The following is a 13,057-nucleotide window of genomic DNA, read 5'->3' on the forward strand; positions in this document are numbered from 1 at the left end:
GGCGTCGTGTCAGTCAACATCAATGTTGACTGATCAACCGCTTTCGCGAGCAAGCCCGCTCCCACATTGGTTCGATGTTGGCCAAAAAAAGTGATGGCCCGCGAAGGGATGTAACTGTCAGCGAAGATCTGAAGGCTGATTAACCCTCTTCCCCTTCATCATCATCTCCACCATCCACCTTCATCCCCAATTCCTTGATCTTGCGCGTCAGGGTATTGCGCCCCCAACCCAGCAAGACCGCGGCATCACGACGACGGCCAGCCGTATGTTTGAGCGCAGTCTCGATCATGATCCGCTCAAACGCCGGCACCGCGCTGTCGAGCAGGCTCGACTGGCCACGCGCCAACGCTTGATCGGCCCACTGGCGCAGCGCTTGCTCCCAGTTGGTCACCGGCGCTGAATCCTGCGGCAGGCTCAGCAATTCCGGTGGCAGGTCGCTGATGTGCACTTCGCGACCCGAAGCCATCACCGTGATCCAGCGGCAGGTATTCTCCAGCTGACGCACGTTGCCGCCCCACGGCAGGTTCTTCAGGTATTCCTCTGTTTCACTTTTCAGCAGCTTCGGCTCCACAGCCAATTCTTGCGCGGCGCGGCTGAGGAAGTGCTTGGCGAGCGTCGGGATGTCTTCGCGACGGTCCGACAGGCGCGGTATATGAATGCGGATCACGTTGAGGCGGTGGAACAAGTCCTCACGGAATTTTCCGGCGTGCACCAGGGTTTCCAGATTCTGGTGCGTGGCGGCGATGATTCGCACATCGACCTTCACCGGCACATGGCCGCCTACACGGTAAAACTCGCCGTCGGCCAGCACGCGCAGCAAACGGGTTTGCGTGTCTGCCGGCATGTCGCCGATTTCATCGAGGAACAGTGTGCCGCCGTCCGCCTGCTCGAAACGCCCGCGACGCAGATTGGCCGCGCCGGTGAACGCGCCTTTTTCATGGCCGAACAGTTCGGACTCCATCAGATCCTTCGGGATCGCCGCCATGTTCAGCGCAATGAACGGCGAAGCCGCTCGTGGGCTGTGACGGTGCAGGGCGTGAGCCACCAGCTCTTTACCGGTCCCGGATTCGCCGTTGATCAGCACGGTGATGTTGGAGTGGCTCAAGCGCCCGATGGCGCGAAACACTTCCTGCATCGCCGGTGCTTCACCGATGATTTCCGGGGTACGGGTCAGGGTTGGAACGACTTCCAGGCCTTGCTGTTCCTGGGCGTGCTGGTTCGCGCGCTTGACCAGCGACACCGCTTCGTCCACGTCGAACGGCTTGGGCAAGTATTCAAACGCGCCGCCCTGATAGGACGCGACAGCGCTGTCCAGATCGGAGTGCGCGGTCATGATGATCACTGGCAACCGTGGGTGTTGCTCGCGAATCCGCGCCAGAAGGTCCAGGCCGCTGGCACCCGGCATGCGGATATCCGAGATGATCACATCCGGCTGCTGGCGCGCGAGACGGCTCATCACGCCATCGGCGCTGTCGAAGCTTTGCGTGGTCATGCCTTCTTGCTGCAAGGCTTTTTCCAGGACCCAACGGATAGAACGGTCGTCATCGACGATCCACACGGTTTCACTACGGCTCATGTCGATGTGGCTCCTTGTTCCAGTGGCAGAAAGATCGAGAAGGTGGTGTGGCCTGGGTGGCTCTCACACTCGATCAGGCCCTGGTGCTGGCTGATGATGTTCTGGGTAATGGCCAGGCCCAGCCCGGTACCGTCCGGGCGGCCGCTGACCATGGGGAAGAAGATGGTTTCCTGCAGGTCTGCGGGAATGCCGGGACCGTTGTCGATGATTTCGATCTTGGTCACCAGGCGATGGCGCACGTGGCCGATGGTGAACTGGCGCATGGCGCGGGTGCGCAAACTGATGCGGCCCAGGCGCAGCTCGTTCTGGCTGCTGATGGCCTGCATCGCGTTGCGCACGATGTTCAGGACGGCCTGAATCATCTGCTCGCGGTCGATCAGGACGTCGGGAATGCTCGGGTCGTAGTCGCGCACCAGCGTGATGCAGCCTTGGCTTTCCGCCTCGACCAAGTGGCAGACACGTTCCAGCACTTCGTGGACGTTGCACATGGCCAGCGACGGCAATTTGTTGGAGCCGAGCATGCGGTCCACAAGATTTCGCAGGCGGTCGGCTTCTTCAATGATGACGTTGGTGTAATCGCGCAGGCTTTCTTCCGGCAGTTCGCGGGCGAGCAACTGGGCTGCGCCGCGAATCCCGCCCAGAGGGTTCTTGATTTCATGAGCCAGGCCGCGCACCAGCATCTTGCTGGTTTCCTGCTTCGACAGCTGCGCCTCTTCCTTGGTGATCCGCAACAAGCGGTCCCGCGGATGGACTTCCAGCAGCAGCATGGTGGCGCCGTTGGCCAGGATCGGTGTTACCGCGTAATCGACGGTCAGCGTCTGGCCGGTGAGGGCTGTGAGCATCGCTTCGCGTTTGGTAAATGGATGCGCCTGCTCGACCGCCTGACGCAGGGAGTTGAGTGCTTCGGTGGATTCGGTGAACAACTCGCTGATGAACTGCCCATGGCTGCGTTGACCGCTGATGGCCAGGAGCATCTCCGCCGCCGGGTTCATGTACTCGAGGCGCAGTTCGGCATCGAGCAGAATGGTGGCGGTGGTGAGGTTGTCGAGTAGCAAACGGTGTAGTGCGTCGCTAATGGTCATCGGGACCTCTTTTGGAGCAGGGCGCGCGCATGAATAAAGCGCTGATGCGAGGAAAATGCAAAAACCAAACCAAGGCTCCGAAAAGAAGCGTTAAAGGCCTGAAATGGGCGTTTTACGCTCGTTTGCGTGGCGTTCTGCCAGCTTTCGCGGGTACTTTCGAACCAAAATGGGTTGGATTATGGGTACGGTGCAACCTATTGCACCAATATAGTGCGCAAAGCTGAACGGCGCTAAAAGAAGCGCAGGAAGGGATTTTTTTCTTCTTCGGGTTTGTCCTTGAGCGGACATTCCGGTCGTTGGCCGTAGTCGGTCAACGTGCAGGGGTTGACCTGACGTTTCTGCGCGAGGGAGATGCGCAGCATGTGGAAAGGTTGATTGGCCGTACGCTCGACGGTGTGGCCGTGCTCATCGAGAATTTCTACCGACAGTTTATGGCTGCCGCGGTCGATGTTGCCCAAGGCAAATACCGGGCTCGGACCGGGGGCAGCGGTGGGCTGCCCGTCCAGCAATAAACGGTAGCGATGACCCGGTTGCAGGCGGGGTTCGCTGGTGACGCTGACGATCAACTCGCCAGCGCTGCTACGAATCGTGGCGTCGGGTTCGGGCACCAGCACTCTAAGCAGGTCGTAGCGGAACGGGGGGCTGGTTTCGGTTTTTTTCTCGGCGATCACTGGCGCTGCGCCGGTCGGATTGGCGGACATGCGGTTGCTCGGCGTCATTGGCACGCGTTTGGCGTTGCGAGAGCCGGGTTGGTCAGTGAAGACCCGATTGCCCTGGGCGTCGATGTAGGTGAAGACTTCGGCCGATACGGGCAGCGCGATCAGGCAGGCGATCAACAGCCACAACCTCACGGCTTGTGCACCCGCTGAACGGTGAAAGTCACGATCGGGCTCTGCTGGACGACGTCTTCCCCCTCGATCACCTGGACGGCGAGGCTGTGAGTGCCGCGGTCAATGTTGACCAGTTGCAGGATCGGCACATTGCTCGGCTGGCCGTAAGGCTGATCGTCCAGCAACAACCTGAACAAATGCGGACCTTGCAGGCGGGGTTTGATCAGCACGTTGACGGTGAAGGTGCCGTTGTTGGCGCGCAGCGCTTCGGTGGTGGGTAAGTTGGTCAACTCCAGCACCTCGTAGGCGCTGCGCGACTGTTCGCTGCTGGTGGCTTCGGCAGGTGGGGCAGGAGGCGCCTGGCGCTCGACACTATTGAGTGGCGGTAACTCGACCGGCTGCGCCTTCACGCCGTCGGGCGGTTGATTGCTGTAGGCGGTGTTGCCGGCGGCGTCGGTGTACTTATAGATCTGCGCTGCGGCGGCGGGCAGGGCAGTCAACAACAGCATCAATAGAAAACCACGACCCATAAAATCGACCAGAAACGAAAGCGTTGGATTGCAGCATAGGTCAGTGGCGACGGTTGGCCCAAGTTGTAAACATCTGGGCATGATTTACCGAAATCCCCCAAACACCGCATAACCCCCCTTGTAGGAGCCGGCTTGCTGGCGATGGCATCCACAAGATCGCTATCGCCAGCAAGCCGGCGCCTACAGGGGGAATGTTCACCCGCTGAATTGCGGGCATAAAAAAGGCCTCCCGAAGGAGGCCTCTTTTTTTGTCGCGCCGCGTGCTGCAGCGCTACCGGATCAGCAGCTGTAGTACAGCTCGTATTCCAGTGGGTGTACGAAGGTGCGGACCTTGATTTCTTCTTCGCTTTTCAGGGCGATGTAAGCGTCGATGAAGTCATCGGAGAACACGCCGCCTTTGGTCAGGAACGCGCGACCTTTGTCCAGCTCTTCCAGGGCTTCTTTCAGGCTGCCGCAAACTTGTGGGATCTCTTTCGCCTCTTCAGGCGGCAGGTCGTACAGGTTTTTGTCAGCTGCGTCGCCAGGGTGGATCTTGTTCTGGATGCCGTCCAGGCCAGCCATCAACAGTGCAGCGAAGCCCAGGTATGGGTTGGCTGCCGGATCCGGGAAGCGGGCTTCGATACGGCGAGCGCGAGGGCTGGACACGTAAGGAATACGGATCGAAGCGGAACGGTTGCGAGCCGAGTAGGCCAGCATTACCGGAGCTTCAAAACCTGGGACCAGACGCTTGTAGGAGTTGGTCGACGGGTTGGTGAAGCCGTTCAGGGCCTTACCGTGCTTGATGATACCGCCGATGAAGTACAGAGCGGTGTCGGACAGGCCGGCATAGCCTTCGCCAGCGAAGGTGTTCTTGCCATCTTTGGCGATGGACAGGTGAACGTGCATACCCGAGCCGTTGTCGCCGTACAGAGGCTTAGGCATGAAGGTGGCGGTGCGGCCGTAGGCATCAGCCACGTTGTGCACGCAGTACTTCAGGGTCTGAACTTCGTCAGCCTTGGCTACCAGGGTGTTGAACTTCACACCGATTTCGTTCTGACCGGCAGTCGCCACTTCGTGGTGGTGAACTTCGATGACCAGGCCCATTTCTTCCATGGCGTTGCACATGGAGGTACGGATTTCGTGGTCGTGGTCGAACGGCGGAACAGGGAAGTAGCCGCCTTTGACGCCTGGACGGTGGCCACGGTTGCCGCCTTCCACGTCCTGGTCGGACATCCACGAACCTTGTTCGGAGAAGATTTTGAACATGGAGCCAGAGATGTCGGACTTGAACTTCACTTCGTCGAAGATGAAGAATTCTGGTTCCGGACCAACGAATACGGTGTCACCGATACCGGTCGACTTCAGGTATTCCTCGGCGCGCTTGGCGATCGCACGTGGATCGCGGTCGTAGCCTTGCATGGTCGAAGGCTCGATCACGTCGCAAACCAGGATCAGGGTCGGCTCTTCGGTGAACGGGTCGAGGACAGCGGTGCTGTCGTCCGGCATCAGGATCATGTCGGAGGCTTCGATGCCTTTCCAGCCAGCGATGGAGGAACCGTCGAACATTTTGCCTTCTTCGAAGAAAGCTTCATCCAGCGCGTCGCGAGCCGGCATGGTCACGTGGTGCTGAGTGCCTTTGGTGTCCGTGAAGCGCAGATCAATCCACTTGACGTCATGATCTTTGATGAGTTGAACCGACTTCGACATAGTGTCCTCCGGGTGGCTTCGGGCTTAGTAGTGGATGCCCTTAGAATGTGGGTGATGCCGGCGCGAATACTCTGCCAAGGCAACCTGCCTCACAAGGGAGCAAATTGCATGCCAGTGCCCCACCATGGGTTTTTTGCCCCAATATCACGCTTATAAAGGCACAAATCGCATTGCGGGGCAAAATGTCGCCCTACAATGTTGCGTTGAAACCAGTAAATGACCTGTTTTGGTGCGTCGAAAACCTTCTGCACATTAACTGGTTAAACCTTGAGCAATTTCCGCTATAATCCGCGCCCCCCTTTTTCGGCTGGCCCAGCGCGCGCTGTTTTCATGAAACTAATCGTAAAAGTCTTCCCCGAGATCACCATCAAGAGCCGCCCGGTACGGATGCGTTTCATCCGCCAGTTGGCCAAAAACATCCGCACCGTGCTCCGTGACCTGGACCCGGCCGTGGTGGTGAACGGTGTGTGGGACAATCTCGAGCTTGAAACCCGCGTGACTGAGCCCAAAGTACTGAAGGACATGACCGACCGCCTGAGCTGCATGCCGGGCATCGCGCATTTCCTGCAGGTCGACGAATACCCGTTGGGCGACTTCGATGACATCGTCGCCAAGTGCAAGCTGCACTTCGGTGACTCGCTGGCCGGGAAGGTTTTTTCGGTGCGCTGCAAGCGTGCCGGCAAGCATGAATTCAGTTCGATGGATGTCGAGAAATACGTCGGCAGCCAACTGCGTCGCCAGTGCGGTGCCGCCGGAATCTCGCTTAAAGAGCCGGAAATCGAAGTCCGCATCGAAATTCGCGACAAACGGTTGTTTGTGATCCACAGCCAGCACAACAGCATCGGCGGTTATCCGCTGGGTGCACTGGAGCAGACGCTTGTACTGATGTCCGGCGGCTTCGATTCCACTGTTGCCGCTTACCAGATCATGCGCCGCGGCCTGATGAGCCATTTCTGCTTCTTCAATCTGGGCGGGCGGGCCCATGAACTGGGCGTCATGGAAGTCGCGCACTTCATCTGGAAGAAGTACGGCAGCTCCCAACGCGTGTTATTTGTCAGTGTGCCGTTCGAGGAAGTACTGGGAGAAATTCTCGGGAAAGTCGATAACAGTCATATGGGTGTAGTTTTGAAGCGTATGATGTTGCGCGCTGCTTCCCGTATTGCCGATCGGCTGGACATCGAAGCGCTGGTTACCGGTGAAGCGATTTCCCAGGTTTCCAGCCAGACGCTGCCGAACCTGTCCGTGATCGACTGCGTGACCGACAAGCTGGTCTTGCGTCCGCTGATCGCCAGTCACAAGCAGGACATCATCGACCTGGCCAACGAAATCGGCACTGCCGACTTCGCCAAGCACATGCCGGAGTATTGCGGGGTCATCTCGGTGAACCCCAAGACCCACGCCAAGCGGCCGCGCGTGGAGCATGAAGAGAAAGAATTCGACATGGCGGTCCTTGAGCGTGCGCTCGAGAACGCCAAACTGGTGCCGATCGATCGCGTGATCGACGAATTGGGCCAGGACTTGCAGATCGAAGAAGTCAGCGAAGCACTGGCGGGCCAGATCATCATCGACATCCGTCACCCGGATGCCGCTGAAGACGATCCGCTGGAACTCGCAGGCATTGAGGTACAGACGATGCCGTTTTATGCATTGAACGCTCGTTTCAAGGAACTGGACCCTACTCGCCAGTACCTGCTGTATTGCGACAAAGGCGTGATGAGTCGCCTGCATGCCCACCATTTGCTCAGTGAGGGGCATGCCAATGTGCGCGTTTATCGACCGAGCTAAGAGCCCGGGGCTGTTTGCCTGTGGCCTGCGTCATCGGCCCCCCGACTCTGCCGTCAAGCTGTAACGGCAAGGCCTGACTCTACTGTTAATCGCTGCCAAGACTTGTCAGCACACCGAATCCTCTGATCGAGATACACAAGTGATCGAAAATCTACGCAACATCGCCATCATTGCTCACGTTGACCATGGTAAAACCACCCTGGTAGACAAACTCTTGCGTCAATCCGGCACCCTGGAGCGCAACGAGCTCAACGACGAGCGCGTGATGGACTCCAACGACCAGGAGAAAGAGCGCGGTATTACCATTCTGGCGAAAAACACCGCCATCAACTGGAACGGCTACCACATCAACATCGTGGACACCCCGGGCCACGCCGACTTCGGCGGCGAAGTTGAACGCGTAATGTCGATGGTTGACTCCGTTCTGCTGCTGGTTGACGCTCAAGACGGCCCTATGCCGCAAACCCGCTTCGTGACCAAGAAGGCTTTCGAAGCCGGCCTGCGTCCGATCGTGGTCATCAACAAGGTTGACCGTCCAGGCGCGCGTCCGGACTGGGTTCTGGACCAGATCTTCGACCTGTTCGACAACCTGGGTGCCACCGAAGAACAGCTGGACTTCAAAGTCGTCTACGCTTCGGCCCTGAACGGTATTGCCGGTCTGGAACACACCGCCATGGCGGAAGACATGACCCCGCTGTACCAGTCGATCGTCGACAACGTACCTGCGCCGAAAGTCGACCGTGACGGTCCGTTCCAGATGCAGATCTCCGCTCTGGACTACAACAGCTTCCTGGGTGTTATCGGCGTTGGCCGTATCGCTCGTGGTCGCATCAAGCCGAACACTCCGGTTGTCGCTATCGACGCCGACGGCAAGAAGCGTAACGGTCGTATCCTGAAGCTGATGGGTCACCACGGTCTGCACCGTATCGACGTTGAAGAAGCAGCTGCCGGCGACATCGTCTGCATCAGCGGCTTCGACCAGCTGTTCATCTCCGACACTCTGTGCGACCCACTGAACGTCGAAGCGATGAAGCCGCTGACCGTTGACGAACCAACCGTTTCCATGACCTTCCAGGTAAACGACTCGCCTTTCTGCGGTAAAGAAGGCAAGTTCGTGACCAGCCGTAACATCAAGGAACGTCTGGACAAAGAGCTGCTGTACAACGTTGCTCTGCGCGTTGAAGAAGGCGACTCGGCTGACAAGTTCAAAGTCTCCGGCCGTGGTGAGCTGCACCTCTCGGTACTGATCGAAACCATGCGTCGCGAAGGCTTCGAAATGGGTGTTGGTCGTCCGGAAGTGATCATCCGTATGGTTGACGGCGTGAAGCACGAACCGTACGAAAACGTGACCATCGACCTGCCGGAAGAATCGCAAGGTTCGATCATGGAACAGATCGGTATCCGTAAGGGCGACCTGACCAACATGGTTCCGGATGGCAAGGGCCGTGTGCGCCTTGAGTACAACATCCCGGCCCGTGGCCTGATCGGTTTCCGTAACGAGTTCCTGACCCTGACCTCCGGTGCAGGCATCCTGACCTCGATCTTCGACCGTTACGACGTGATGAAGTCCGGCGACATGTCCGGCCGTCAGAACGGCGTGCTGGTTTCGGTTGCTACCGGTAAGGCTCTGACTTACTCGCTGGAAACCCTGCAAGCTCGCGGCAAACTGTTCCTGGGTCACGGTGAAGACGTGTACGAAGGTCAAATCGTCGGCATCAACAGCCGCGACAACGACCTGGGCGTCAACCCAACCAAAGGCAAGAAGCTCGACAACATGCGTGCTTCGGGTAAAGACGAAACCATCGCTCTGGTTCCGCCTATCCGTTTCACCCTGGAACAAGCGCTTGAGTTCGTGCAAGAAGACGAACTGTGCGAAGTGACTCCTAAGTCCATCCGTCTTCGCAAGAAGATCCTGGGCGAAAGCGAGCGTACCCGCGCTGCCAAGAAGTCCGGTAACTGAGTCATTTAGTTAGCTGACAAAAAAACGCCCCCGACCGCAAGGTCGGGGGCGTTTTTGTTTGTCTGGGGTTTGTGTGGTGTTGTTGCCGTCCTCATCGCTGGCAAGCCAGCTCCCACAGTGATTGGGGTGTTCACATATTTTGTGTACGACTCTGAGCCTTGTGGGAGCTGGCTTGCCAGCGATGAGGCCCCGTCAGGCAGCGAGATTCCGGATCAGAATTTCTCGAGAGGCCGACGGCTGCTGCTGGTCTCGCGCGCCACTTCCTTCGGCTTGTAAGCGCAGTACCCCGGCCGTGGCCCGATTTTCGGGTGATTGCGGCAGGTATCCGGGCGCTTTTCATAAATAGTGCACAGACGGCTCTTACGATCCAGGTACAGGCAATCGTTGTTGCTCATGCGTTGGAGGGTGAAGATCTCGGTTTTCTGGCTGTAGCGCTCGACGATCCCTTCCTTCTGCAGCCGCTTGGCGATGTTCTTCGCCGGTTCTCCGCGCTCGAACTCGTCGACGATGCCGATGCGGATCAGATCCTTGATCTTGACCTCGACCGGCAGGGTGCAGCAGCTGGATACACACGAGCCGCACATCGGCGCAGAATATTTGGCCCAGGTATCGAGACGATCGATCTCTGCGGCGGCGATCAGGTTGGGCTTCATCATCGGTTGTTACCAGCGTGTGTATCAGGGCGCGCGATCATACCGGGACTGGTGGATTTTTGAACAACCTTTCGCCAGATTTTTTCTTTGCCGTCCAATAAACATCGTTAAACCGGCACGGCCCCTGCATTGATTCGGGCACACGACAATGTAATGCCGGCCTATCTCGCACTATCAGGAAAAACTGCCGAACCAGAGCCAACGCCGTCTGTCTGACCGTCTAGGCTCAACTACTTCACGCTCGCTCGAGGTCCTATCGATGACTCAAGAACCACTTGTTCGCGAAGCAGAGGTGGCCGCATTTCGCGACGCCGTCTTGACCAAGCTCACCTATGCGGTGGGTAAAGACCCGGATCACGCCTTTGACCACGACTGGTTCGAAGCCATTGCGCTGGCCGCGCGCGATCACATGGTCGAGCACTGGATGGATCACACCCGGCAGATCTACCGCAAAGGTCAGAAGCGGGTTTATTACCTCTCCCTGGAATTTCTCATCGGCCGGCTGCTCTACGACAGCCTGAGCAACCTCGGCCTGCTCGACGTTGCCCGCGAAGCGATGACCGAGCTTGGCGTCGACATTGAGCGCATTCGCCTGCTGGAGCCCGATGCGGCCCTGGGTAACGGCGGCCTCGGTCGTCTGGCGGCGTGCTTCATGGAAAGTATGTCGACGCTCGGCATCGCCGGCCACGGCTACGGCATTCGCTATGAGCACGGCTTGTTCCGTCAGGCGATTGTCGATGGCTGGCAGCAGGAGCAGACCGAGCACTGGTTGGATTTCGGTAACCCATGGGAGTTCGAACGGCCAGAAGTCGTTTACCCGATCGGCTTCGGCGGCAGTGTCGAAACCGTTACCGACGAAAACGGCAAGTCCAGGCAAGTCTGGTCCCCGGCGGAAACCGTGCGCGCCATTGCGTATGACACCCCGGTGGTCGGCTGGCGCGGCGCGAGTGTCAACACGCTGCGCTTGTGGCGTGCCCGTGCAGTGGAAGATTTGCACCTTGAGCGTTTCAACGCCGGCGACCACTTGGGCGCGGTCGCGGAAGTGGCCCGGGCGGAAAGCATTTCCCGTGTGCTCTACCCGGCGGACAGTACCGAAGCCGGCCAGGAACTGCGCCTGCGCCAGGAATACTTCTTTGTCGCGGCGTCTCTCCAGGATTTGCTGCGCCGCCACCGCAACATGCACACCTCGGTACTGACCCTGGGCGATCACGCGGCGATCCAGCTCAACGACACTCACCCGTCCATTGCCGTGGCCGAGCTGATGCGTCAACTGGTCGATGTCTACGACGTGGCGTGGGACGCCGCGTGGCAAGTCACCGTCGACACGCTCTCGTACACCAACCACACGCTGTTGCCGGAAGCGCTGGAAACCTGGCCGGTCGGTTTGATGGAGCGGATGCTGCCGCGGCACATGCAGATCATTTACCTGATCAACGCCCAGCACATCGACTCGCTGCGGGCCAAAGGCGTTCACGATTTCGACGTACTGCGTGCGGTATCGCTGATCGAAGAGGACAACGGACGCCGTGTGCGCATGGGCAACCTCGCGTTTCTCGGCTCCCACAGCGTCAACGGCGTGTCCGGGCTGCATACGCAGCTGATGCGCAAAACCGTGTTCTCGGAACTGCACAAGATCTACCCGGAGCGAATCAACAACAAGACCAACGGCATTACCTTCCGCCGCTGGTTGTATCAGGCCAACTCGGAGTTGACCTCGATGCTGGTCGACGCCCTTGGCCCTGATCTGCTGGATAACCCGGAACAGCGTTTGCTTGATCTGGAACCGTTCGCTGAAAAAGCCGCGTTCCGCAAGGCCTTCGCCGAGCAGCGCCTGCACAGCAAGAAAGCCCTGGCGTACATCATTCATGAACGGCTTGGGGTCGCGGTCAACCCGGCGGCGATGTTCGACGTTCAGGTCAAACGGATCCACGAATACAAACGTCAGTTGCTCAACCTGCTGCACACCGTCGCGCTGTATCAGGCGATCCGTGCCGAGCCGGAAATCGACTGGGTACCGCGGGTGAAAATCTTCGCCGGCAAGGCCGCCGCCAGTTATCACCAGGCCAAGCTGATCATCAAGCTCACCAACGACATTGCCCGGGTAGTGAACAACGACCCGACTGTGCGTGGTTTGCTCAAAGTGGTGTTCTTGCCCAACTACAACGTCAGCCTGGCGGAGAGCATCATTCCGGCGGCGGACTTGTCGGAGCAGATTTCCACCGCAGGTTTTGAAGCCTCGGGCACCAGTAACATGAAATTCGGCCTCAACGGCGCGCTGACCATCGGCACCCTGGACGGCGCCAACGTGGAAATGTGCGAACGCATTGGCGCCGAGCACATGTTCATCTTCGGCCTCAGTGCGCAGCAGGTTGAAGCGCGCAAACAGAATCATGAGTTCAATGCGACGCCGGACATTGCCGCGTCTCACCGGCTCAATGACGTGCTGCAAGCGATTCGCGGCGGGGTGTTCTCGCCGGATGACCCGTCCCGCTATACCGGCTTGATCGATTCGCTGATCGACTACGACCGCTTCCTGGTCTGCGCCGACTTCGATTCCTACTGGGATGCGCAGATGCGCGTGGAAGCCCATTGGCACGATTCGAACGAGTGGTGGCGTTCGGCGGTGTTGAACACGTCCCGGATGGGCTGGTTCTCCTCCGACCGGACCATTCGCGAGTACGCCACGGATATCTGGAAAGCATTGGAGTAACTTTTAGCAATAATTGCGAGCAAGGTCCGACGGTTGTTGGGCCTGGCCGATATACTAAGCATCAACTTGATCCTGGTGGGAGCGGGCTTGCTCGCGAAAGCGGACTGACATTCGACATCAATGTTGAATGTGATGGCCTCTTCGTGAGCAAGCCCGCTCCCAATTTGTGGTGCAGATTCAATCTGCGCTCACACTGGATTCCGGGTGTCTGGTCACTAGACTGGATCAGATGTTGTATCACCCGG

9 protein-coding genes are annotated in these 13,057 nt (G+C 58.6%); 3 read left to right on the forward strand and 6 right to left on the reverse strand.

The window, feature by feature from the left end:
* Positions 1–139: 139 nt before the first annotated feature.
* The 5 genes from ntrC to glnA all read right to left on the reverse strand — a co-directional run bounded on the left by ntrC (position 140) and on the right by glnA (position 5,704).
* Positions 140–1,576, reverse strand: coding sequence for a nitrogen regulation protein NR(I) (gene ntrC, locus PMI01S_RS23285; RefSeq protein WP_084322499.1), 1,437 nt, complete (start codon positions 1,574–1,576; stop codon positions 140–142).
* Complete coding sequence (gene glnL, locus PMI01S_RS23290) at positions 1,573–2,658, reverse strand: nitrogen regulation protein NR(II) (protein WP_084322501.1); 1,086 nt, start codon at positions 2,656–2,658, stop codon at positions 1,573–1,575. Before glnL ends, ntrC begins: the two co-directional genes overlap by 4 nt.
* A gap of 230 nt (positions 2,659–2,888) precedes the next feature.
* Entirely contained in the window at positions 2,889–3,509 is a 621-nt protein-coding gene (locus tag PMI01S_RS23295) for a DUF4124 domain-containing protein (protein ID WP_084322503.1), read from the reverse strand.
* On the reverse strand, positions 3,506–4,018 hold the full coding sequence (locus tag PMI01S_RS23300; protein WP_084322505.1) for a DUF4124 domain-containing protein: 513 nt from the start codon (positions 4,016–4,018) through the stop codon (positions 3,506–3,508). The genes PMI01S_RS23295 and PMI01S_RS23300 overlap by 4 nt, the downstream gene beginning before the upstream one ends.
* Before the next feature lie 279 nt (positions 4,019–4,297).
* Positions 4,298–5,704, reverse strand: coding sequence for a glutamate--ammonia ligase (gene glnA / locus PMI01S_RS23305; RefSeq protein ID WP_017336068.1), 1,407 nt, complete (start codon positions 5,702–5,704; stop codon positions 4,298–4,300).
* 330 nt (positions 5,705–6,034) lie between these two features.
* On the opposite strand from glnA, the gene thiI reads away from it, so the two are divergent.
* Together thiI and typA are read left to right on the forward strand one after the other, a co-directional pair.
* Positions 6,035–7,489, forward strand: a complete 1,455-nt coding sequence (thiI, locus tag PMI01S_RS23315) for a tRNA uracil 4-sulfurtransferase ThiI (protein ID WP_084322508.1) — start codon at positions 6,035–6,037, stop codon at positions 7,487–7,489.
* 139 nt (positions 7,490–7,628) lie between these two features.
* A complete protein-coding gene (typA, locus tag PMI01S_RS23320) occupies positions 7,629–9,449 on the forward strand; it encodes a translational GTPase TypA (protein ID WP_084322509.1) in 1,821 nt (606 codons plus the stop codon).
* A 212-nt stretch (positions 9,450–9,661) separates the two neighbouring features.
* Here the strand turns inward: typA and PMI01S_RS23325 are convergent, their stop codons facing one another.
* A complete protein-coding gene (locus PMI01S_RS23325) occupies positions 9,662–10,102 on the reverse strand; it encodes a YkgJ family cysteine cluster protein (protein ID WP_090473876.1) in 441 nt (146 codons plus the stop codon).
* A 259-nt stretch (positions 10,103–10,361) separates the two neighbouring features.
* Here PMI01S_RS23325 and PMI01S_RS23330 point away from each other — a divergent pair, with 259 nt between their 5' ends.
* On the forward strand, positions 10,362–12,812 hold the full coding sequence (locus PMI01S_RS23330; RefSeq protein ID WP_084322510.1) for a glycogen/starch/alpha-glucan phosphorylase: 2,451 nt from the start codon (positions 10,362–10,364) through the stop codon (positions 12,810–12,812).
* Positions 12,813–13,057 lie beyond the last annotated feature (245 nt).

This window comes from Pseudomonas migulae NBRC 103157, from assembly GCF_002091715.1.
Taxonomy (GTDB): Bacteria; Pseudomonadota; Gammaproteobacteria; order Pseudomonadales; family Pseudomonadaceae; genus Aquipseudomonas; species Aquipseudomonas migulae_A.